The 23447-nt window shown below is 65.4% G+C and carries 16 protein-coding genes and 2 pseudogenes; 4 read left to right on the top strand and 14 right to left on the bottom strand.

Annotation, left to right across the window (positions count from 1 at the left end):
- Positions 1-638: 638 nt before the first annotated feature.
- Entirely contained in the window at positions 639-845 is a 207-nt protein-coding gene (locus RBJ77_RS53905; protein ID WP_372351731.1) for a barstar family protein, read from the bottom strand.
- Between the two features lie 1325 nt (positions 846-2170).
- Complete coding sequence (locus RBJ77_RS53900) at positions 2171-2647, bottom strand: hypothetical protein (RefSeq protein ID WP_372351729.1); 477 nt, start codon at positions 2645-2647, stop codon at positions 2171-2173.
- A 136-nt stretch (positions 2648-2783) separates the two neighbouring features.
- On the opposite strand from RBJ77_RS53900, the gene RBJ77_RS53895 reads away from it, so the two are divergent.
- Positions 2784-2906: a hypothetical protein gene (locus RBJ77_RS53895; protein WP_372351728.1), complete on the top strand. Its 123-nt coding sequence runs from the start codon at positions 2784-2786 to the stop codon at positions 2904-2906.
- A gap of 649 nt (positions 2907-3555) precedes the next feature.
- On the opposite strand, the gene RBJ77_RS53890 is transcribed toward RBJ77_RS53895, so the two are convergent.
- The 3 genes from RBJ77_RS53890 to RBJ77_RS53880 form a co-directional block, all read right to left on the bottom strand.
- Complete coding sequence (locus tag RBJ77_RS53890) at positions 3556-3759, bottom strand: hypothetical protein (protein WP_372351727.1); 204 nt, start codon at positions 3757-3759, stop codon at positions 3556-3558.
- A gap of 1466 nt (positions 3760-5225) precedes the next feature.
- Positions 5226-5456 (bottom strand): hypothetical protein, encoded by a 231-nt coding sequence (locus RBJ77_RS53885; RefSeq protein ID WP_372351726.1) that lies wholly within the window; start codon positions 5454-5456, stop codon positions 5226-5228.
- Positions 5457-6011: 555 nt separating this feature from the next.
- Positions 6012-6260: a hypothetical protein gene (locus RBJ77_RS53880; RefSeq protein ID WP_372351725.1), complete on the bottom strand. Its 249-nt coding sequence runs from the start codon at positions 6258-6260 to the stop codon at positions 6012-6014.
- 121 nt (positions 6261-6381) lie between these two features.
- Between RBJ77_RS53880 and RBJ77_RS53875 the strand changes: the two genes are divergently transcribed.
- A complete protein-coding gene (locus RBJ77_RS53875; RefSeq protein ID WP_372351724.1) occupies positions 6382-7053 on the top strand; it encodes a hypothetical protein in 672 nt (223 codons plus the stop codon).
- Positions 7054-8262: 1209 nt separating this feature from the next.
- Here the strand turns inward: RBJ77_RS53875 and RBJ77_RS53870 are convergent.
- The 4 genes and pseudogenes from RBJ77_RS53870 to RBJ77_RS53855 all read right to left on the bottom strand — a co-directional run bounded on the left by RBJ77_RS53870 (position 8263) and on the right by RBJ77_RS53855 (position 11445).
- Complete coding sequence (locus tag RBJ77_RS53870; RefSeq protein ID WP_372351723.1) at positions 8263-8664, bottom strand: hypothetical protein; 402 nt, start codon at positions 8662-8664, stop codon at positions 8263-8265.
- A gap of 620 nt (positions 8665-9284) precedes the next feature.
- Positions 9285-10214, bottom strand: a pseudogene (locus RBJ77_RS53865) (IS5 family transposase); the annotation flags it as partial.
- A 139-nt stretch (positions 10215-10353) separates the two neighbouring features.
- Positions 10354-10581, bottom strand: a complete 228-nt coding sequence (locus RBJ77_RS53860; RefSeq protein WP_372351722.1) for a hypothetical protein — start codon at positions 10579-10581, stop codon at positions 10354-10356.
- A 342-nt stretch (positions 10582-10923) separates the two neighbouring features.
- Positions 10924-11445 carry a hypothetical protein gene (locus tag RBJ77_RS53855; protein ID WP_372351721.1) on the bottom strand — a complete coding sequence of 174 codons (522 nt, stop codon included), beginning with the start codon at positions 11443-11445 and terminating at the stop codon, positions 10924-10926.
- A gap of 3556 nt (positions 11446-15001) precedes the next feature.
- On the opposite strand from RBJ77_RS53855, the gene RBJ77_RS53850 reads away from it, so the two are divergent.
- Positions 15002-15514: a hypothetical protein gene (locus tag RBJ77_RS53850; RefSeq protein ID WP_372351720.1), complete on the top strand. Its 513-nt coding sequence runs from the start codon at positions 15002-15004 to the stop codon at positions 15512-15514.
- A gap of 2065 nt (positions 15515-17579) precedes the next feature.
- Here the strand turns inward: RBJ77_RS53850 and RBJ77_RS53845 are convergent.
- Positions 17580-18140, bottom strand: a pseudogene (locus tag RBJ77_RS53845) (NUDIX hydrolase).
- Positions 18141-19255: 1115 nt separating this feature from the next.
- On the opposite strand from RBJ77_RS53845, the gene RBJ77_RS53840 reads away from it, so the two are divergent.
- Complete coding sequence (locus tag RBJ77_RS53840; protein WP_372351719.1) at positions 19256-19654, top strand: DUF3732 domain-containing protein; 399 nt, start codon at positions 19256-19258, stop codon at positions 19652-19654.
- A gap of 1048 nt (positions 19655-20702) precedes the next feature.
- Here the strand turns inward: RBJ77_RS53840 and RBJ77_RS53835 are convergent.
- The 4 genes from RBJ77_RS53835 to RBJ77_RS53820 all read right to left on the bottom strand — a co-directional run bounded on the left by RBJ77_RS53835 (position 20703) and on the right by RBJ77_RS53820 (position 23421).
- Positions 20703-20960 carry a hypothetical protein gene (locus RBJ77_RS53835; protein ID WP_372351730.1) on the bottom strand — a complete coding sequence of 86 codons (258 nt, stop codon included), beginning with the start codon at positions 20958-20960 and terminating at the stop codon, positions 20703-20705.
- A 311-nt stretch (positions 20961-21271) separates the two neighbouring features.
- Positions 21272-21730: a hypothetical protein gene (locus RBJ77_RS53830; protein WP_372351718.1), complete on the bottom strand. Its 459-nt coding sequence runs from the start codon at positions 21728-21730 to the stop codon at positions 21272-21274.
- Between the two features lie 367 nt (positions 21731-22097).
- Complete coding sequence (locus RBJ77_RS53825; protein WP_372351717.1) at positions 22098-22652, bottom strand: hypothetical protein; 555 nt, start codon at positions 22650-22652, stop codon at positions 22098-22100.
- 310 nt (positions 22653-22962) lie between these two features.
- Positions 22963-23421, bottom strand: coding sequence for a hypothetical protein (locus RBJ77_RS53820; protein ID WP_372351716.1), 459 nt, complete (start codon positions 23419-23421; stop codon positions 22963-22965).
- Positions 23422-23447: the final 26 nt, after the last annotated feature.

Raw genomic sequence — 23447 nt, 5'->3', positions numbered from 1 at the left:
CTACATACACACACACACACAATAATAATAATAATAACAATAACACAATAACAATAATACACACACACATACACAACGCAATGGGCGGTGCCAGCGCCATGCTCTTCCAATGCACCATCTGCGGCCACCACCTCGCCTACACCGACGCCACCTGACCAAGCCGATCACCGCTCACTGCGCCCCACCGACCAGCACATACTGTCCCCACGTCACCAGCAACGCCTCACCTCGATGACACCACCCGCCGTATCACAGGCCAGACCGACACAGCCACTCCTGGTGGCATCCACCGCAGACCCCTGGTGACATCCCTACTCTAGATTCGCACGGCCAAGGGGGGCGTAGTTGACGTGTCGTCATATGGCTTGTGCGTGGTGGGGGTTGTGTCTCCAGGGAAGGTTAGCGGCTGCGGTGGCCGAGGTTGAGGGCAGCCCTGCATGTCTTCTCGTGCGGTCCAGGACCAGTAGTGGTGGGTGCCGCTGACGGGTCAGATAGTGTCCGCCGGCTGCTGCTCTCGTCCAGCCTTCTTGCGGCGCGACGGTGAGGGCTGGGGCGACGGCAGTGAAACCCATGACGTCACATCACTGAAAAACCTAACAACGCCCGTCATGCAACAAGCTGTCATCGAAGAATGACACTCACGCCCCGTTCCCCAAAGACTTCCACGAGCAGGTCGAACAGCGCAACCCGCGATCACCAAACCCGCACGGGATCAACCAAACGCGCCCTCGTCTCGGTCGATGGAATCCCAGTGCAAAGTGAACGGAGGGTGGCGCCCCCAGCCGCCACACGCAGTCGTCCAGGGCATCGAGGTTCCAGCCGAAGTACCCACCAGGTCCGTTAATGGCCTCACCGATCGCAACAGCAGAAAGTATCCCCTGTCAACGATGTGCCGGCCATCCAGGTGAACACCTGCCTGCAGGAGCAGCTCGGCTCCCCGGCGCTGGTACCTGGGGACCACAGCGCCACCCGACAGCCACGCTCGTCTGTCCTCGGGCGCGAGTGCGCGCCACATGCCGGGGCGATTCAGTTGACCCGTGCGGATCAGATCCCATATCTGCCCTGTCCAGCCAGAGCGTCATCGCACCAGCGTCACCGTGAGGTCGACGAGGCCGGCGTCGAGAGCGGATGGCTCGACATCGATGACACGGACCTCGGGACGAAGCGGACGCCATGGTGGCTCCGTCACGGTCGAGGAGCCGAACGAGGCGCTCCCCACCACGGCACGACGACCGCCGACATGGCCCACGCTCTTCAGTGCAGGCCGCCCTGCGGACGGCAAACCCACGAGCCGCACTCGCGAACCCTGTCGCCCTGATCCGACAGCGGCGTGAACAAACCCGTCGGCCTTCGTACACAAACCCCCAGAAGTCGCTGTCGTCCTCGTCCGAGATCAGCGCGTACTTGCCCTCGCCGCCCCAATTCTGCACCCGCATCGCACCCCCCATGGCAAACACTGATCATACTGACGTGCGGGCAACCAGACAGGCCTCGCCTGCCCCATCATCCCGTCTGCGGTCGGGAACGCCGCCGTCGCCGACCTCGATCGGATCGTTCCGGTCCCGACGCCGACCCCGGCATCGACGTCAGGACTTTGAAAGAAGGGTGAGGCTCCAGCAGCCTCGATCCGCCCAGCCAAGAGTTTCCGCTGGTCAAGGACGGCGGCTAAGGATTCGGCCAGGCTCGGGACGATCAGAGCGGCCGCCTCGGTGCCTGGAACGGTGACGGTCTCGCTCGTCCAACGCGGCGAAGATTTCTCGACCAGCCGCTCGCCATCCTGCCGCCTGGCGGCCGCAGCAACGTGACCAGCCGATGCTGGCCGGCCTTCCGGATCTGGGGCCGGGGACCCACCCCGCAAGCACATGGAGTTCGTACCACGCTGATAGTTAGCCTGCGGCGGCGCGCTGGGGCGGAACGCGACGGGGAAGGGTGCCCGTCGTTGGGCATGTGGCTCACAGAACGTACGCAGGCGGTCCCACAAACTCACCCCGACCGACGGAGGACTGGATGTGCTCGGCATGCGCTGGTGAGCGGATATGCAGCAGCTGCCGGATTGTGAGCGATGGTCTCGGTCAATGAACCACCGCGAGCGGGTGAATCTACCATCAGATGCTCCACGCGGGTCCGAACACCGGATGGACGGCGCGGCCGGAACAAGGGAGCCGCAGCGTCAGGTGCGCTCGAGCAGAGCACGCAATGGTCTTTTGAGCCGCACCCACATGAGCGACGCCCCGTCGATTAAAGGCGGCTCCAGCAACTTGAGTGGCGGAGAAGCACCCGGAGGTTCTCTGGGAAGACCTGATTCTGAGTTCGGCAAGCGACGGAAGATGCCTTGCCACTGATCCCTGTAGAACTGGTTCAGCGGCTCCATGGCATGCCTTTCTTCGGATCGATGCGTTGAAGTCCAGTGAGATCTGCCAGCGCCCGCCCAGCATCTCTCGGCGACCGGATTCGCGCGCACGCCCCAGCGGAACAAAGGTGACTCGGGGATGTTCAGCCGCACCGCAGCAACGTCGGAAAGCTGCTTGCTGATGTCCCGTTGGTGTAGAGCTCGGTGAGTGGCTTTGAACGCTGACGCGTAGAAGCGAGAGAGATCAACGGGTTCCCGCTTCTCCGGCTTCTCCGAAGACTCCTGATCTTCCGTCATGACCGCATGGTGCCATGCAGAGGACGCCACCAAGGAGGGCTTTCTTTCGCATTGCTCCGAAACCGTCAGCGTCAAGGTTGGCACGGAGGACTAGCTCGGCGCGCTCTGCTTGGTCCTCAACATCATCATGCTCTGAATGACCCGCTGCATCGACGCCGTCGTCGCCGAGCTAAAGGCAGAGGGACACGAGATCCGCGACGAGACGTCGCCCGGCTTTTTCCGGCTCAAGCATCGCAACCTGACCCTGCCCGGCCGCTAGAGCTTTCACCGCCAGCGTCCGTCTGCCGGCGGCCTTCGCCGCTGCGCGATCCGGAAGTGCTGGAGCTGGCCGCGTCGTAACGCCGGAGCAGCCGCAGACGGCGGACGTTGCCTGCTTGGCCGAGCTTATCCAGCCTCAAGCAGATCACCGGCTTCGTCTTAGATTGCGATCTTGGGAGACCTCAAGGGGTCGGCGAGCTGGTCCAGGTCGCCGATCGACCTGAGGATGCTCGGCGGCCAGGAGACGGTGCAGGCTGCGCGGGCCACAGCTGCTTCACATGAGGTGCGAAGTCGGCCAGTTCGATCTCATGCGTAGCCATCAGGACGAACACTTATGAGCCGCAGCACCGCCCAACCGATGCGCAAGGTCACGACGGTGGCCCAGATCTTTGTGGTGCCGACTGTCCGGTGTGGTGAACGTCGCCTCGAGGATGGACCTGTATTCGATTGCTCTCTCCATTCAGGTACTGGAGCGGCGGCATGAAAGCGGTGAAGACTCGCATCTGTTCGCTGGGGGCGCCGGTCCCGGAAGAGGTCCGTGTAGAGCGATGCAGGAAGGTTTTGGACGGTCTTGGCTTGCATGAGCTGGCACATGAGAGAGGTTTTGAGGGTCCAGGTCGCCAGCATCTCTTGTTTCCTGGAGGGATTGCTCACCAGCTCGCCTTTGACCATGGCGAGGGAGGGTCGGCCACGGCCCCTTCGAGATCGCACATCCAGCCGCTGTTGCACTGCGCGCATACGGACTTGACCGTCGTGGTGAACATTCGTCCCGTGCGGCGGCGCTCGGCCCCCTCGGTGTACGAGACCATGAGGGCCTGCTCGGTGCGCGCTTCGACCGGAAAGCCCTCCGCCATCCACCGAGGGAAGACGTGCTCGTTGGTGGTAGGGTTCCGCCGCAGAGTACGCACGATCGCGCCATACCTGGACAGTAAGGGATCTCGCGGTACCCGCGCGATCGGTTTGAGGTATCCATCATGGATGCCCCAGGGCCAGTCCTGGCAGTCGCAGCAGGCCGGGAGGCAGCGCCGCCATATCCTGCTGGGTCAGCGGGAGTAGGCGGAGGGGTTATGCGGTTGCCGGTGACGATGCCGGCCAGAACGCGGCGGTCGACGGTAGCTCTGCGGGGGCGGTGGGTGGCGAGCCAGGCGAGTTCGTTGATGCGTAGGTGCCGCTGCTGGTGGTCTTCGGTGTGAGGTCGAGGACGAGGAGCTGGCCGAAGGGTGCGTTGGTGTTGGTGTACTGGCTTCCTGCGTGAGGTATTTGCCTTCGATGTGGGAGCGGCTGTTGTTGTCGCCGTCTTGCTTTATCTCGGTGAGGTAGCGCAGGGGGCCGAAGTGGACCATGACATCGCCGCGTCCCATGCCGACGTTGTTCGTCTCGACCTGGACGACGTTGTGCAGGGGTCCCTGGAGTAGCGCACTGGTAGAAATCGCGTTGTAGATCGGCTTGCTGGCTTTCTCGCTGGCCTTTCTCTGGTTTGCGGCGGTAGTCGTAGGAGGGTCGTCCTTCTTCCGGTGCCGAAGATGTGTGCGTTCCAGGTCGGTCCGTGACTTGAGGAACAGCAGGGTCTGGGTGAGCAGAGTGCTGAAGGTCTGCCGGATGTGTCCGGTGAACCGCTCATGCTGAGAGAGGTGTTCCAGGAAGCTGTCGAGCAGGGGGCATGATGACGTCATCGTCGGCTTTCGGGCGCGCGAGGTCGCTGTTCGTAGCAATGCCCTCGACCGCGGCGAGGGTAGCGTCGGGAAGCTCAGCTAGGTGCAGGGCTTGCGTCTGGGCTGGGCGGCAGAGCGAGCTGGTCGGGGCGATGCGGTGAGAGATCGTTCGTCTGCGGGCCCGCTCGGGTCTTCGCGTCGTCTGTGTCAGCTTGAGTCACCGCCGGAGGGGCTGCGGGTCTCGCGGGCGCGTCGAGGCGGGCGAGGATCGCAGCCGCGGTGACTGTGTCGAAGTCGGGTGCCGGGGAAGTCCTGCGGGGCGGGCGGCGGCGTGCCGTAGAGCGCTGGAGGAACATTTCTTTGCGCAGGAAGCCATCACCTCGACGACCGGCTCCACTCAGGACGGCCAGGACCGAGCGTCACGTCCGTCTCCGAGCGGTTGGATGGTGCGGGCGGCGCGGTAGGCGCCGAGGACTGCGTCCACGGCCTGCCAGGAGTCCATCCATACATCGGCGGCGAATCGGTCGGCCGCAGCCCGGAGCTGGATCAGGAGCTGGGACCAGGCGACCTCGGCGCTCCGCCTGGGCTGGAGCCAGGCCGGCTGGTGGCGCCGTGCAGCCATGCGCGGTGCCGTTCCAGTGCCTGTGCGAGGCGGCTGGCGGCGTGTGTCACTCGGGCGGCGTCGTGTGCGGTGAAGCCCAGGAGTCCATCGCATACGGCGAGGTAGGCGGCAGCGTCATCGCGGGTCCCTCGGCGGCCTCGGCGGCCGCGAAGAGTGAGCGGGCTTCGACGATCTGGCGGCTCACCTCCTTGAGGTCGGTGGCGGCCAGTGCGGTGCGCAGGCGGTCGCATCCCAGCTCGAACAGCGCGTCGACATCGGCCGCCTCGTCGACGGACAAGTCCTGCAGCAGCTGAAACGCGGGCTTCTTGGTGTGACCAGCAGTCCAGGGCCACGCCCAGGATGCGAGGTAGGCGCTCGAGGAAGTCTTCGGGGCCCTGTGCGGGGAGTTCTTCCAGGACTTCCCATACCTGGTAGGGGCGGACCGCCTCGCAGGCGGCGAGCCTGACCGCTCCTTCCAGCCGTGCGGCGGCCAGCAGCGGGCCGCGGTCGACCTGTTCGGTGAGACCGTCCAGAAGGGCCCCCGTTCAGTGATTTGGCCAGCGACTTCACGGTGGCGATACTGCCCAGCAGCGTCTCCAGAGAGGAGGTGAGGGCCAGGACACTGCTCTGCTGTGCCAGCCCAATGGGAAAGGCGGCAGCGGCCTGGGTCCAGGCGGTGTCCGCGACGTCGCAGGCGTGGGCGACCGCTTCGGCCAGAAGCGAGGGGCCAGTGGACCAGCAGCGACAGTTTGCACCTGCTCGTGCAGCGTCTGGGCCGGCAAGCCGAGGTCCTCAAAGGTGATGGACGCCCGTCCGGCTGCGGCTAGGTCGCCGAGGCGCTCGGCGAGTTGCGTCATGCTTCATCTCCCTTGCGCCGGTGTGGATCGCTCACCACAAAGGCTTTGCCGTCGCGGGCCTCGATGATGTTCTCGTCTGGCAGCACGTCGTGCACGAGGTCGAAGTCCCTGGTGGTGATCAATACCTGCAGATGGTTCTTTGACGCCAATTCGGCGAGCTCGCGCAGCAGTCGGCGGATGTCGAGGTCCTGGACCTCTTCTGCCTTCGGGCTGTCGATCAGCAGCAGCCCGGGGTGGGTAGACACAGCGTGTTGGGCGCCCACTCGCAGCAGGGCGATGACTACCGCGATCCGCAGTCGCAGCCGTTCCCCTGGGCTCTGGGATCCGAAGGGCTTGGTGCGTCCCCCCGCCCTTGGTGACGTCCAGATGGGCGGCACGGTTGATCTTTACCGACTCCAGTCCGTCGATGCCGAATTGGCGGCCGAGATGTGCGATCTCCCGATTCAGATCGTCGAACAGCGTCTGGGCCGCTGCCTCGTGGTCTTTCTCCAGAACTTTGGCTGCTGCCTTGAAGATCTTCAGTGCCTTCGACTCGTCTGCGTCGATGACCAACGCAGGCAGCTCCGGGAAGACGCTGAGCGCGCCCTCCAGCCGCAGTACCTCCTCACGTGCGCTGAGACGGGCTGGCGCCTGCGCCGCGGATTCTGCACGTCGCAACCGTGCCTGGGCCCGTGTGAGTTGGCGCGACAGCCCGTGCAGGTCTGCTTCGACGCTTCCAGCGCCTCCTGGCCGTCTGCTCGGGCCGCGGTGCTGATCCGCAGCCGCTGCTTGGCCTCGTCGATTACCTCTTTCGGCGAGTGGTCATCGCCCGTCACCGGCCGCGAGCACACCGCACAGGGAGTGGGCCTCGCGCTCCTGGCGTCTGCGGTCTGCGGCGATCGCCTGATCGCAGCGCGGACACGCGGTGGGGTCCAGGCCGTGGAAAAGCTGGCGGGCGGTGGCGCTCTCGGTGACGTCGTTGACGAGTTTTGTGTCGTGCTGACGCTGCAGCCGGGTCCGTCGGTGGACCTGCATCAGCTCGTCCCACGTCTCCCGTGAGTCCGCGATATCGCGTGCCAGCTGTACCACTTGAGAGGCAAACCTCGGGCAGCGACTCCCAACTGTCCTCGGTACGTGAGACGGCAGCCAGACGCTCCTGAGCCCGCTCCAGATCCTCGGCAATACTGCTGCGCTCTGAGTCCCGTTTGTCCGCGCCTCCGCATCCGCTGCCTGGGCCGCCCTTGTGCCTGGCCGCGAGCACGTCGCCAGCAGTCTTGACGCGCGTGAGCGCGGCCGCAGAAGGCAAATCCAAGAAGACCTGTAACAGTCGGCCCGCCAAGCCGTTCATCGTGTGCTCGCCCAGCAAGGCCTTGTCCTGGCCGGCCGGTAGGTAGACAGCTCCGAAGTACACCGGCCAGCCGTGCGTGTCTGAGTGCCGGTCTGTTTGTAGCTGTTGACCAGCGGATGCAGATCCAGGCGGTCCATCATCAGCGCCTGCATCTGCTCTGCGTAACTTGCCGAGCTGGATGCCCGCAGAAGGGGCACGATCCCGCGGCCTGCATCCGGAGCACGCACCACCTCCAGGAACCCGATATCGGGACCGGTCAGGACGACCGCTGAGTGATCTCTCCGTCGGTCAGGTCCAGCCGGATCCCGACCACCTGCCCGGCTATGTCGACATCGAGATCAACTTCGCGCAGCCAGTGCGTTTCGGGCAGCAGGTCCCGCGGGGGAACCGCGCAGGCACCACGTCACGAGCTCCAGCACCGAGGTCTTGCCCCCTGCAGGTTGGACGCGACGAGCGGTCAGGCCTTCGGAGAACGGCAGCAGCGTGCCGAAGGGCCCCTGGGTAAACCGATCCCGTTCGCTGGCCTGCGACACGCAGCCGGTGCAGCCGCAGAGTGCGCGACCGGGCCGGCGGCGTCACCAGGGGAACGCCGTGAGCGGCGAAAGCATCGCGCACATCCTCAACGCTCACGGCCGCAGCGCTCGGCGATCCGTCTCTCCAGCAGCACGTCATCCCCGCCCATGGTTCCCCACCCCTATCCCGTCCTGCTGCTGCATACGCAACCGCGCCAGGCGTTCCCGCGCCCGAGCGCTGACCGAGCCGATCCGCTCGCCCTGGGCGGCCTCGGCGTACTCGCGCTGCAAATACTGCCGCTGCTTCAGCTGGCTTCCCCCAGCCCATCCGCCAGCGCGACGACGAGCTCAACACGCTCGACGTAGTAGCGGAACACCGGAGCCTGCTGCAGCACTTCACGGGCGACGCTACGGCCGGCTTCCAGAAGGGAAGTAGTCATGTTGACGGACCCGGCTGACCGTGCCCCGGCGCCGCCGGGCCACCAGGCCGGCACTGCGCAGCACCGCTAGCGCGTTGTCCAGCGGCTCGTACGCCCCGGAAGTGGTGACGCAGCATCGGGTAGCGCCGCACTTCGGGCTCCTCGAGTCCAGAATCGTCGCGGCCAGCGACAACAACGCGCCTTCACCGCTCTGCTCGTACTCCGTCAGCAGCTCATCTGCGAGGTAGTCGGGATTGCGCAGCCAGAAGTCCAGCTTCTGCAACCGCACCTGCGTTCGGACAACTCCCACAGCGTCCACAAGACCGGGATCGTCACGCACAGCATCGCTGACAGATTCGCTGGCACCATCGATGAGCAGCAGAATGCGCACTGCGTCCCGCTCTCGGCTCGTGACCGGCGCTTCGGCGTCCGGCTTTGTGCAACTCTTGCTCCACTCGGCAAGATTAGTTGCGAGCCGCGACAATTGACCAGGCTCTGAGACCGCGTTTGAGATCTGCCGCAGAGCCGCAGATCCGATTGCGGCGGAAGGGCCTGCGGGGCGATCCTCTTGGCGATCGGTACGATCGGAGGGCTGAGGGGATGTGATGTTGCAGGTTCTGTACAGCGGGGGAAACGAAAGAGCTCGAGCCTCCGGGACGCGTCAAGGACTGCTGGCGTTCGGTCAGCTCGCTTTCGGGGGAAGGGTGGAGGCTGTGATCTTTCGGAGAATCCGCGCCCCTCTCCCTACGAGAGGTCGCTGTCGGAGATCGCGTTTCGGGAGGATCCGGAGCCGGCCACCGTTTCGATCGTCACGGAAGCTCAGGTCCTGAGGATCAAGGGAGGACGGGCAGCCCTCGACCTCCTCGCTGACAACCTTGAGAGTTTCGCCTCCGAGGCGGGTGCCAGCGATCACTGCCACGTCGACTCCCCGACATACGACTACGTTGCGCCGGAGTCGGACCCGCTGGTGATTGCGTTCATGAAGTGAGCGGCGAGCCTTCGGCCGCACCGCGGTTGGAGCCCGTGGGCCTCGGCGCAGGGAGCGATCGTGAGCCTGATCGCTGCCGGTCGGCTGAGGGTAGGGCGGCGACGCGTGACGCCGATCATGGCCCATCGAATCATCGTCTCGGAGTGGGCCGGGCTGGTCTCGTGGTCCTGGGCGAGGCGCCGGTGGGCGGTAAGCCACGAGAAGGTGCGCTCTACCGCCCACCGCTTGGGCTGGACCTGGAAACCGCGCTGGTCAGGGGTCTTGTGGACGACTCCAGATCGCGGCCGAGGATCGCGCGACCCACGCGACCAAGCGGCCGGCGAAGCCCTGGTCGGCCCAGACCTTCTTGACGCTCGGGTGGTCGAGTCTGGTCCACAGCAAAGCGCCGCTTCCCCACCGTCGCGGTCTTGAACGCTCGCCGCGACGACGTGAACGGCCAAGAGCAGGCCGAGAGTGTCGGTGACGATGAACCTCTTGCGACCCTTGACTCTCTTGCCCGCATCGAAGCCCCTGGTGGAGGCGCGGGACTGTGTCGGCGGTGCGAACGGACTGCGAGTCGATCAGCCCCGCGCTCGGCTCCGCGTCACGGCCGTCGGCTTCACGGACCTTGCCACGCAGGGGCATCGTGGATGCGCTCGACGGTGCCGTCGTCGTGCCACCACGTGAAGTACCAGAACCCCGTCGGCCAGGGCGCGAAGTCCTTCGGCAGCTGCCGCCAGGCACACCCCCATCCGCACCACATAGAAGATCGCATCCACGATCCGCCGTCGCGGATGCTTCTCCCGCCGACCGCCCTTCGGCCCCACCCGCGCCCGCGGGAGCAACGGCTCTACCAGCACCCACTGCTCATCCGTCAGGTCCGACGGATACCCACCCCCAACACCGCTCACAGATGATTCAACGAACCCCTGGGCAACAGGGACACGGCAGATCTCAAACACGGCCTGAACAATCAGTGATCTGCGGGCAAGCACAGTGGCCTTGTCTGGATGACTCCGCCCCGCCGCCCACTGCACCAGCCACCTGACTCCGCGCGTAGAGGCGGGGTCCGTTGCGCTTGCCGGAGCCGTAAGAGATTGGCAAGGCGCTGCCTCAGACCCGAGTGACGTTCCGCGACGGCGTCTCCTCAAAGAAGGCTCGTAGAGGCTCGTCAATGATGCGTTCGCGGCTGGTGCCGTCGGCTGCGGCATCGAGGCGAGGCGCGAGGTCTTCCGTGTCGTGGGGAGTGAGAACGAGCCAGCGCAATACGACCTGCCGCACGAGCAGCCTGAGGTTGCGCAGGTCTGCAAGCCTTGTCGTTTCGTCTTGGTCCTTGAGCACGTCTCCATGTACGTATCTGGAGCGCGCGCTGTACGCCTCCTGCACCCTCTTCTCGACACGCTCGCGCTCTGACGGGGTGAGGAATAGGGCGGCTGCACGGGAGCGGATCCCTCTCGCTGATGCCCTCCTTCTTGTCGTTGGGACTGGCCATGAGGGCTTCGAGCGCGATGACGTAGTCCAGGTGAAGCTCGTCGGCCTCTTGCTCCCACACCCCGTCGTCCGTGTAGGTACGCTGGTATGCCTGCAGCAGGTGGCGCGCGGCTCGTTCCAGACGCCGGGCACGCTTCTTGGGCAGGCTTCGGCTGCTGGCGGTACCGTCCATGACAGTGTCGATCTTTGCCGTCACGGCGGTGCAGAAAGCCTGCAACTGCGGGAGTTCCGCCGGGTGACGCGGAACCTTCCCTGATCTCGTTCCTCAACTTCTTCGTGCCCGCCGTGGCGGTCTTCGTAGATCTTGATAGTGGTGGGCACATGGTTGGGCTGCAGGCCGAAGTTGCGTCCTCGCTCGACGTCGAATACCGCATCGATATGCAGCAGATTGTCATCCCACAGGATCAACGGCAGTAGTGCCCTCCAATGCCGGGCTTCCGGCCGTGGGCCGGAGAAGTCGAACCATGGTGCGCCGCTACGGTTCGACGCGCGGTTCGGATCGGGGGGCGTGAACGAACGGTGCGCCGTCCAGGAGACGGAAGTCGAGCTCGCCCGGGCGAAGGGCATGGAGGGCGAGGCAAAGGGGCCCAGTTGCCTCAGCTCCCTCGGCGGTAAGGTTTCCAGGGTGTAGGGGCCCAGCGGGATTCGCGTGCCTTTGGGAAGTCGCCGTTCAGCAGCAGCCAGTTCTCCATGGCTGGCGCGGGTGCTGTACAAAAAGCGACGAAGCTGTCCGCTATCTCTTCCACTGGCACAGTCGCTCTTTGGGCGACCAGACGGGTTGCGTCACCCCAGCCCCCGATGCCCCAGGAGCGTCGACCATCGGGGCATCCAGTCACCGTCGACCTTGCCGTACAGGTCGCGATGCTCAGACTTCGGTGCAGCATGGACGACCGCGTTACTCAAGGCTTCAAACCCTGGCTGCGTTGATAGTGCTACATCGGTGATGGCCTCGAGGGGTATGGAGGGCAGGTCACGTGCCTGCTCAAGCCAGCTTGAGAACAGCCTGACGAAGTCGAGAGATGTCTTCCATGCAGCGAGAAATTAGCGCACCTTCGCCGTCCGCGAGACGCGCAGCCAACAGAAGCCCATAGCGGCTGCGTTGGGGGACGAGGGGCCCGTACGTAGCCCCTCTGATCGCGTGACGCTCCCGCCGTGGTTTGCCGGGGACCTTGCTCTGGCGGGAGGCTTCCGTCACGCGTGCGGAGCACCCCGGCGACGGAGTGCCTGGTGGTCCCGGCTGCGACCTCGACGACGGGCCCGGGTCCAGTCGTCGTGTAAATCTTCGCCGCCGCGTGCGCGGGGCCCGTCGCCGGGGGCCAGCCGCACAGGGGCGGGACATGTCCTCTGGGGCGAGCGGTAGCTACTGGGGCAACTCCAGGGACAGGGGTGCTACTCCTCGACGTCTTCCGCCTCATCTGGGGATGATCAGATCCGTGAGCTGTCCCTGCGCTCGGCATCCGTCCGCGGTTGACGACGACCGCGACGAGGATGACCACGACCGGCAGCAGAGGGATGAGAGCCGCGTCGGGCAAGCCAAGGAACCGCTGCGCCGGCCATCACCATGACGACCGTGAGCCACCATGATCCCCCGCAGACGTTCTCTCGGTACTGCCGGGAGTCACGCCTGCGAGGTGATCTGCGTCGAGAAGGTCGTCAATACGGCCTTCAGCGTAGCGTTCAGCGATGATCAAGAGCATCACAGCTGAGGTCTTCCAGCGCGCGGTCTGGCTGGGAGTCCTGTCGTGCTTCGGGCTTGTCGTAGAGCGCCGACCTACAGGGAGGCGTGGGCTTTGAACTGCCGTTCGTTGTGTCGTCTGGCTCTGGCTCCGGCGGGTGCGGTGGGCTCTCCAACGACCTCGCTCGACCGGCTGGACAGAGACGCGCGGGATTTGGCAGTCCGGTTGGGTTTGTTCCCAGCGTCGCAGAACTGTGGCGCACTGGACGGCGTGACCGTCAGCAGGGCCACAACCGGCCAGCGCGCGTCGATCCTCCAGGCGGGCACTGTCTCGCATCTGCGTACCTGGTAAGGCCCTCCAGGTCGTAGGCCGCGAGTGTCGCGCCTCTGCCGGAGCTGGTCAGGTTCATGCGCTTGATCAACCGCACCTCGGCGATGAATATCAGGGCCCAGATGAGAACCTCTGTCCCCCTGGTGACCGCGGAAAGTGCAAGTGGCGCACCGACATCGGCACAGCCACGAAGTCGCTGAGCAGCACCTGCACCACGCCAGGATGGTCCAGGATCCGCGCTCAGCCGCAAGTTTTCCCAGTCGGCCATGTCATCAATATGTCCCACAACACTAAAGCAGCAGCACAAACCGGATGATTTTGAATGGCCCGGCCAGAGACCGGGCACGCCACCAGCGCGCGACGCACCCCGGTGCCAATCCGTGGCCGCCGACTCGGTCCTGTATTTGCGGTGGCAGCAGCATCAACTGCGCCAGAAGCGGGCAGCCTCGCCGCACCCCCGAGTCGGCACGCCATCGCTGCAAAGCGTTCTAGGGACGCCGCTCCCCAGCGCTGAACCGGCCCAGGAACGAGGAACAGAGCCATCACGAGCAGGACCAACCACGGGTGAACGCAAAGAGGAGACCGTTAAGCACCTCGCTAGTCTCACGCATCCCATTACCAACACCCCCAGAACATGAGGAATCGACGACGGCGCACCGCGGCGGACGTCGCCGACGCCAACGCAGGAAGGCGGTAGCCTCAGCCTGGCGTGCGGCCACTCAATCAGCCGACCGTCCGGCATCGCCCCGCCCCGCCAGCCAGAGAAACCGTTCGCCTTCAGAACGTCCCGCGCGGGCCGGGCAAGTCGACGGAGCAGATCGTCACCTCGTCGAGTCGGCCGGCGCTCCTTGGCCGTCGTCCGCTCTCGCCGCCCGCGCCTCGGGGAGACACAGAGTAGGTGTGGTCTTGTTGTTCCCCGGGGGCATGCGCATCCCGCTAGAGGATGGGTCCGCCATTGAGCGGAGGTCGTGTTTTTCGTCCGGCGGCGGAGGTGGCGCGGTCTGCGTTTCGGCCAACTTTGGGACGCAGTGGGTGGGTGCCCGGCCTATTGCGTGTCGTCTGGCTGGTTTCGCGGGGCGGCGGCACGATGCCTTCTTCGGTGTGGTGCATATGCGTTGGGGCTGTGCGCGGTGCCGATGGAGGCTTGGGGGCCTGTTGTCGTACACGGAGCATCATGCGTTCTTCTCGGCGCCGGCTGCGCCCGTGGGAACGGTGGGCGAGGGCCCGCTGGTCATGCACAGTGCCTATACCGAGCAGATCACGCGGAAGCTGAGCGCGGCCGCGTTCGTGCGCCGCGGACTGGGTCGCCTTCCTGCAAAGACGAGGTCAAGAAGGCCTGGAAGCTGCTGAAAGTCGAAGGTTCGGCACTGGCTGCGGTGGCTGCCCGCTTCCTGCCGCGCCGGTTGAGCAGTCCGGGCCCCCGGGGGCACCGGCGGTGGTACTGGGCGATGACTACGCGTTGTGGGTGCGCCAGCGGATCAAGAAGGCGAAGCGACCGCTGCCGGTCTACGCGTTCGACCAAGCTCCGGTGCTGAGTGCCGTCGACCGGGCGCTTGCCCAGGCGCCGCCGCAGGATCAGCGGCATCGTTGCGGTGGCGGGTGTAGCGGCCATCTCAGCAGGGCTGGGTGCGGTCGAGCCGTGGTGGGCGCTGGTGGCGGCACTGGTTGGCGTGTGGGCGCTGTTCCTGGGTGATCAGTGGTAGCGCAGCAGCAGCTCCAACGCGCCGTGCTGGCGGGCGTGCTCGCCGGGGTGCCGGTGCGGCCGGCGGCGCCGCCGCTATTCGCATGACCGTGTGCGGGATCTGGAAAGTACGCGGGATCGGTTCGTGGGTGCGGTGCTAGGCATGGCGGAGGCGGTCATCGGAATCGACGTGGAGCCGGCCCCAGAGGAGCAAGACGAGGCGGACGCCCCTGCAACAGGATTCCCGCCGGGCGCCCGGACGCGCAGGCGGAGATGCGAAGTCGCGCGAGCCGTGCTCAGGCACTACAGCGGCAGAATCGGCCCGGTGGCCCGCAAGCAGCTGAAGCGCTTCGAGGCCGTGGATCTGCACCTCGGCACGTGGAACAGCGGTTGAACGATCCCGCGCCGCAGCATCATCGCGACCATCCGCAGCCGCGGATGCAGGTCGCAGGATCGCAGGAATCCACATCAACCGGTGGGACGCAATCGACGACAAGACGTGGGAGCGGTTGCGGGAGCTGGCCACCAGCAGCACGGCGAAGCCGCCGCCCGAAGAGAGTGGCGCGGCGCTACATCTGGTCGAGTGACCGCGTGGAACGGTGAACTGATCGTCGCTATTCTGGTGCATGTCGCCTACCAGGGCGGCTTCTTGCGGGTGACGGTGCGCCCGCATGTGATGACGCCGTTGAACCCCGCGGTCGACAGCCTCGCGGCCGCGCGGGTGCGAAAGCCGCGCTGGCTCGTCCGGGCGGGCGCGAATGCGGTCGGCGACATGATCGACGGACTGCAACGGCTGGTGCGCAGAAAGCGCCAGCCGAACCCCGAACTGGATCCAGGCAAGGGACCGGTGAGTCTGCGCGAGGTGTACAGCGTGCGGTCGATCGAGGACATGCACATGCACGACGACGCCCGCTACTACGTGCAGATGATGCAACGCCGGGTGTTCGACTCCACTGAGATTTTCCTGCGTAACCACAACGTCGACATCGCCGCCTATCGCGAGCAGTCCGCGGCCATCTACAACTTCGGAGTGATGAACGGCGGCACCATGTCCGGCCCGGTCAGGCCGCACCGTTCTCCCACAGTCCTTCGATGAACAACGCGCCCGCCAGCGCGCGACCGTCCACCTGAGTGACAGGAGTGATCATGTCCGGTGCTTCTCCGTCCAACCCGTACCCGCCCGGCGCCAACTTCGGTATCTCCAATCCCGGCACCATCAACGGCCCCCGTCCAGGTGGCACCGTTCTCCCAGAACGTGACCCAGACAAACAACATCGCCCCTAAGGCCGTGCAGGATGCGCGCAGCAGTGTCGATCAACTGCGGACCCAACTGCAGGATCTGCGCGGTCAGCACCCGGACCGGGCCGCGGTAATCGACGCCGCGCTGGCCGACCTCGACCAGATCACCCCTCGCTTAGCAGAGCCCGTCAAGACCCGCGGACCCTTCGATACGTCCTGGGGAATCTGCTGGATCGGTGCGGAGGCCTGCCAGGTGTGGTGTCGGCCGCCGAACTCGTCCGCTCCACCATCACCGCGCTGCTCCCCTCTACCTGATTACGCAGACACCACGCAGCCAGGGTTACGGCCGCACCCACCCCCTCCGGCCGCATGCGCTCTGGCAATCAGTTCGCGCAGCCCGCCGTCATCCGTTGCCTGCAGGACGAGGGAGAGATGAATCAGCCTGACCCTCGGGCCGTCGACCGGACGGCCAGACGGCTGCTCGAAGCGACACGACAGACATCAGATGAGGCGCGAGCGAACGCTCTGTCCGCGGCGTTGGAAGAGCTGACCCGCCAGGCTCACTGGCTCTGCCCTCCCTACACAGGACCTCGCCAAGCTCACCCTCGCATGCAAGCATCTGGCCATCCATATCCGATCGGAAGCATGCGCAGCCGGACCCACCATCAAGCTGCCCCTCCCGTCGCCGGGCGAAAAGCGACCGCACGAAGACCTGACGATCGCCCACTCCGAGCTGCGCGCGGTCGGGGCCAAGCCGGACTCAATCACCGACGTGTTGCTGATGTTCATCATCAGCAACAGCCCGCTCCTGACGTCGCAAGGAATACAGACAAATCCGGCTGGTACAGCTGCTCAAGGGCATCGGCGAACCTCCACCACCGACATCCTCCCTGCGGTGACCCGCACGCCCACACCGAAACGACCTCCCAACCTGCTTTTCTGACGGGCCGACATGCCTCTGGGTATCGGAGCTACAGCGCGCGCCGCGGCCCTTTCGGCGTCAGCCGTATCGAAGCCGTAACTGCGGGTGTCACGATCCGCGCGCCTCGGACAGACTCTGTCCGCCGTGCCGGAGCACTGCAGCCTGATGCAAACGCCGTGCCGCAGCAACCTGTTGAGGACAGGGGGCTGGACCAGCGGTTCTGCGCACAGGTCGCTGCCCTTTCCGCGTGTCCCGCCTTCTCCAGCCACGAACACACAGACCTGGCCGACGCGCAGGAGAGGACAACGTGGCTGCGAACCGCGAGCACGCACGCACCGCTCCTGTCCTGCCGTCTGCTCCTTCCTTTCCCTTCCTTCCCTTTCTGTGTCCCAGGCCGAAGTGCGCGGGTGAGGGGCTGTCGGCACACCCGGTACACCCCCCAGCAGACGCCCTGAGCTGCACCTTCTCCATGCCGGGCACAATGAGGTGCGGTAGGGCATACGGCACTGCTCTACGGACCATTCAGGGCGCCGCACACGTCGACGATCCACGTGCCAAAGCCTGCCCCGTATCCGATCATGGAACGGGGGGCAGGGCAGAGACCGACTCGTTGTCCTGCTCGCTCGCCCATCCGATAAGAGATCTTCCAGGTCGTCTTGCGGGCGAAGGTGCGTCTGCCTGGCACGACCGGGGCCCGCGTCTGTGCGAGAGCCGCGCGGGCCCCGGCCTGTCTCCACCACGGCAGCAGGGAGTTCGGACATGCAAAGCTGCATCAGCTACCTGTCGCGAGCACGACAACGTGTCCATCCGGGTACAGCTGACAGGCCCCGCCGGATGATCCCGGCGCTCTCGTGTGTCGCCGGACCGGTGCCGCCCCTCCGCAGCAGCCGAACCCGGACTCCGGGCGCACGCCGTCTGTGGCCGCAGCTCTTGATCCGCAGCACAGGCAGTAGGTATGAAGTGGCCCCACCGCATTGGCGGTGGGGCCCTTTCGCTGTGTCTACGGCCGTGCGGCGACGCGCAGTTGGTGCAGCATCAGCAGTGCGGCGACGGCGTTCGCGGATCGGATCTCGCCGCGCGTGATCAGGTCCGGGATCTTGTCAGCGGAACCCAGTCCCGGCGCGACATCTCGTGATGATCCTCGGGGATCTCGCGGACCTGCTGCGCCGTGTCCGACCAGTACACGCGGTGGTGCGAGGTCGAGATACCGGGCATGGGGTCGACGGCCAGGAGCAGCTGCATCGGCCCGCGCCGCCATCCCGTCCTCCTCGAGCTCACGCGCGGCTGCGTGGCTGCGGATCCTCGCCCTCCTCGGTCCCGCCGGACGGGAGTTCATATCCCCCATGCGCCGGTGATGAACCGGTGCCGCCACAGGAGCAGCACCTCGTTCGCGCCGTTGACGACTGTGGCCACGGCGACCGGGCGCAGCCGGCATCACCGTGTGGTCGAGGTGTCGCCCGTCCGGCAACTCCACATCGGCCATGTTCACGGTGCACCACCGGTTCTCGCACACGGTGCGCTCGCCGAGGTTGCGCCACACAGACACGCTGTCGCCTCCCATCGGGTACGTCTCCCCATCCGACCACAGGGAGCTACAGCGGATCCGCAAGGGATCGTCGAGCCGGCCGACGATGGCGCGCACAAAGCGGCTGCCGGTGCCCGCGAGGTTCCGGCGCACTCCGAGAGCCGGTCGTGCAGGCGGTGGGACTCCATGCCCTGCACGGTGTCGAGCATCCGCTCCGCCGTCGCGGCCGCCTGGTCAACGGCGCCTGCCCGCAACTCGCAGTCGGCGAGTGCCGCCAGCCGGTGCACGCTGCCGCGGGCGCGTGCCTGGATCCCGACGACCTCGGCCGCGTACTGCTGCGCGGGCCTCGTGCCGCTGAGCCTCATCAGGGTGTCGGCGAGCGCCGTCTCCAGTCGGTGACCCACTCGCGGAGCTGCGCCTCACGCTGAATGGCTTCGGCCATCGAGCGAACTTCCGCCACCTTCTGGCACTGTTCCAGGACCTCTACGGCCTCCGCCGAGGCGTCATCCATCCGTGAGCGCCTCACGCCCGCCAGGGCCAGGCTCCGCTGACCGTCCGCGACGAGCCGGAGCACCGCATCCCCACCCGACGGACTGCGCACCAAACCAGCAACACCACCTCACCCACCGATGGCACCACCGCCTCCACCAACTCGGCACCAGCAACCCGCAGTTGGGTCGTGCAGGAAACGCATCAACCGTGCTCCTAGCCCGCGACCTGGTGACCTACCCTGAAACCGTCACGCTCGCCCGCACCCTGGCCACCCTCCCCACCCACACCAGACACGCCTCGTTCACGACGCCATCGGCGTGATCGGTGACCGACTCGGCCTGGCCCGGTTCTCCCCTCAGCACCAACGACCCGCTGACCACCTACCTCCGAGCACATCCCTGATCAGCCCCCCGACACCGCTACCTCCCTGTGTGCCACCCCCGATCAACAACAAACCCAAGATCAATCCCATACACACACGAAAGCCCTGCTCAACACCCCTGAACACCCAAACCGAACAACCGCCGCCAGGCCCGGCCCTCGCCCCTCACCACACACCCGACTGAGCCCCCAAATCCCCATCCAGAAAAGAAACACCAGGTCACAACACCCCGCCTACCACCGAACCACAGCACCCGCCACAGACTCCGACGAGGGGGGTGGCCGAGCTGATGCGGATCGGCAGCGGCAAGAACTGGGTCGGCTACCATCTGGTGGCCCATCTGGCGCTGCACCAGTACTTCGTGGCGCACCGACGACCGGTGCCGCGGATGCTGATGCTCGACCAGCCCACCCAGCCGTACTACCCCTCGGACGTTGCGGCCAAGGAGGCCGGCACGGCGGTGTTGGACGCGGACCGCGAGGCGGTGCGGCGTCTGTTCGAGCTGATGCGGGATGTGGTCGCCGATCTGCGGGGCGGTCTGCAGATCATCGTCAGTGACCACGCCAACCTGCCGGAGGCGTGGTTCCAGGATCGTGTGCGCTACAACTGGCGCGACGGCAGCGCTCTGATCCCGCAGTCCTGGATCGACGAGCACGGCGGCACCGCAGACGTCTGATTGCGGCCGGGCGGCACTCAGACGATGTCTCGGTTGGTGATGCGTGTGCGGTTACAACTCGGACCACTCGCCCAGATCTTCGAGCTCCCTGTCTGGACGAAGGAGCATACGAGCGCCCAGGCGCGATCGACCGCCGGGACGAAGTCGCCCGGTCGGAAATCGTGGAACCCCGGCACCCACCCGCCGCAGTCGCTCGGCCCCTCACCACACCCGCAACCAGCCACGACGCCGAAACGGCCCGTCGGATAATCCGACGGGCCGTCACGAAGGATCGAGGTTGGACTCTTACCATCGAGCTACGTCTCGCTGGCGAGAGTCACCTCCGGACCGGCAAGGAAGGGTGAGACACTCGCCGCAACAATCCACCCTCTACCGGAACTATTGACAGAGGTAGCCTGGGCAAGTGCCGAGGATTTACCTACACTTAGCCGAAACCTTTAGGGCATCTCTTCCTCTGGCGAAAATAGAGCATTATAGACTTTCACATGCTCGATTTCCGGCAGTTTCAGATCGATGGCCGCATTCAACTGATCTCTCGACAGAACACGGATACGGCGCACCTCAAACAATCGGAGCACGTCGCGCTATATTCCGACAAGGGAGCTTCACCCGGAAAAATAAATTCCGCACCCCCGGAAGGGTTCACTCTCGCGAAAGCGGCATATGCCCCGACCATCGAGAGTCGAATGAAATACGGCGGTCGCGACCCGACGACATAGCTGAAACATACGTCACAGTTGATGTCCGTGTCGTCTGTTAGATCTGCAATGCCAGCCAGATCCTCAACTAGATCGCGGTAAGGCTGGCGCCGCGTAGCAGTCAGAGCAAAAGCCCTCCTGGGCGTCACCAGGGATTCTCGTACGCGGTCTGAATATCCTGCAGCAGAAGATCCCACTCCCGCCAGGGCCAAGGATTTCTCGCTCTCACGAACTTCTTCCCCTTTCTCCGCTAATCAGCGTACTCGCGACCAACCGGATGGGCGTGAACCTTTCCGGACTGATCAATGTGAACTCGCACTCTGGTCTGCCAGCCACCCTTGGGCCCCCTTCTACCGGCAGCCCGTACTCATAGTCACGAACATTCGGACGGCCGGGCACCGGAGTTCCATTTTCCCAAGCATGCTTCGCATAGGCATCCGCCTCGCTCCGACTCGCGAACGCAGACGTAGGCGTGCCATTCTCGATCCGCTTTTCGTATTCCCTCGTCCCGAGAACATGCTGATCTTGCTTCTGGCGAGAGCCGACGGACAGTTGCTGTTGTGGACCAGAACCGGCGTCTCACCCGCCAGCACATAGTACGTGTGCAGCTCGTCGATGGTGAGGTTGTAGGTGCGGACGTGCCGGGTGAAGGTCTTGTTGGCGGTGACGGTGACGGTAGCGCCGTTGGCCGTCAGAAAGCGTCATCCCGGCTTTGAGGTCCTTCGCGACCACCCACTCGTTCTGGGATGGTGACCAGAAGGGATGTTCCTCAGTGGCGGTCAGTTGCTCAATGCCGTCCGGGGTGGTAATGGACAGCCTATTGAAGTGTTTGTCACTGTCGACATGAATAAGGCGGGTGACCTTGCGGGATCGAGTCTCGCTGGTCTCCGGGTCCGTGGTGCGGACCTGATCGCCGACCCTACGTCCTCGATGTCCTTGGTGGTGCCGTCGGCCATGAGGACGTCGGTGCCGGCGAGAAGCAGTTGCAGCCGGACGGCTTCTTCGACTTCGACTTCTTGCCGCTGTTGCGGGCGCTTTCCCGGCCTGCCTTGAAGGAGCCGCCTTCAGCGACGCCGTCGACGACGACGCTTGAAGCCCAGCTGAAGAAGAGCGCCTTCTTGCCAGGGCATCCGGTGTCGTGGCAGGCATCGAGCAGGGCTTGAGCTATGTCCGTCGTGGCGATCGACTCGTCTCGATGGTCGAGGTACATGTCGAGGCCGTAGCCGCTGCTGAGGTAGTTGAGACGGTCGTAGAAGACGGTGATGAACTTGTCGGCCTGCCCCCAGTCCCTCGGGGATATTGACGCCGGGGAGCAGGGTGATGTTGCCGTCGTTACTGAGGTCCTTGCCGGTCTTTCTCTCCTGCCCGCCAGTTGCATTCTGCTTGACCGGCGGCTTTGTTCTCGCGGTCCACGTGGTAGACGGATGTGCGGGACCGGCAGTCCGCCGTGGCAGCCGCTGACGACGCCGCTCATGCAGTCGGCGTTGCCGAGGCCGCCGGGCCGGCGTTGGTGACGGGGTTGTTCAGGGCGTAGCGCAGCCGTCGAAGGTCTGCGGCTTGTCGAGTTCGAACAGCGGGTCGACGGAGAGGAAGCGGCCCGTGGTCGCATCGTATTCACGGGCGCCGAGGTGGGTGAGGCCGGTGTCCGCGGTGTCGTTGGTGCTCGCCGACGAAGCCCTTGCTGCCGGGCCAGCTGGTGGGCTCGGTACCGCGCGGGGATCCGAAGGGCTGGGTACGGCGCTGGGTCAGGCCAAGTCAGCCGCGTTGATGGCGAGTTGGCCGGTGCCCTGGTGGTCGCCGATGGTGAAGGTGAAGGTCCCGTCGTCGTTGCGGACGGCGGTCTGACCGCTGCCGAGGTCGATGTAGCGGGTGGCCTTCGGTGTGCGTGGAGCCGCTGGCGAGGGTGACTTCGGTGTGGCTGAGGTCGAGGGTGGTCTTGGAAGGGGTGTGGCTGATGAGGCGATTGCCGTCAGCGTCGTAGACGTAGCTGGTGGTGTTGCTGCCTCGGTGACCTTGGCCAGGTGTCCTTCGGCGTCCCACTGGAGGGTCTGTCCGGGCCGGGCGGTGGTGTTGCCGGTGGTGTCGTAGGCGTACTGGTCGGTGCGGTGCCCGACGAGCTGTTGGTGGACGGTCTTCAGGCTGTGAGCCTGGGCCTGTCCGGGGCCGGGGTAGGTGTAGGTGCGGTTGATGTCCTGGGCCGTGTTACCGGTGGGACTGTGCTGCGTTTCGGTCTTGCGGTTGCCGGACGCGTCGTAGGTGTAGGACCGCCAGTACGGGAGCCGTACCGCCGATCTGAGCACTGGTGGGCGGCGGCGCAGCTGGTCGTGTTCTGGGTCCAGGCGTCGGAGAGCCGGTTGAGGGTAGTCGTAGTTGAAGCACTGCGTCGGTGCCGTCGCGGTTGACGTCCGACATGGAGCGGATGTTGCCGTTGTCGTCGTAGCCGTAGGTAGGCTGCGGTCGACGCCGGCGACATCGGTGCGGTCCACGCGGGTGTTGGACAGCCGCTGGGTGCGGTAGGTGCTGCGACCTGGGCCCTCTTGCGCCGAGCCAGTCAGGCCCATTTGGTAGACCCTGGGGCTTGCCGGTCAGGAGTAGCTGACGCTGGTGTGGTCATGCCCCTGGGCCGTAGACGGAGTGGGTCAGGCGCAGGGTTTTGCCTGCCGTAGCCGCAGGCGCGCGCGCCGGGCAGGCACCTGCGGCGGAGTAGGTTTTCAGCTGGCGGTCAGCACCGGAGGGCTTGTGGTGGTGGCGCCGGTCTGATAGGTGCCGGCGCGAGCGCTCCTCGCTGGCGATGACGGGTGGCCGTCTTGGCCGACGGTAGAGATTGTCGTACGCCGTGACCTTGTTGGTGTAGGCGTTTCCAGCCGGGATGTAGGCGGGTGGATTCGGCGAAAGTTGACCCTTGGCCCCGCTGATGGTGTCGTAGACCCATTTGCGCGCAGGGTGCCGGTCGCGGTGGCCTCGTGAGCTTTCGGTCTTGCGGCCCAGCGGTCGTAGATGTACACGAGTAGTGAAGCGGCGCACGAAAATGCGAAAGCGTTTCACGATAAATGCGAAAACGGCAAACACCCAACTTGAAACTGAACGAAGCTACT

It is taken from the genome of Streptomyces sp. KL116D, from assembly GCF_030766975.1.
In the GTDB taxonomy this organism is placed as follows: domain Bacteria; phylum Actinomycetota; class Actinomycetes; order Streptomycetales; family Streptomycetaceae; genus Streptomyces; species Streptomyces longispororuber_A.
Note: the sequence above shows the minus strand (reverse complement) of the source record. Positions and strands in the feature narration are given on the sequence as shown.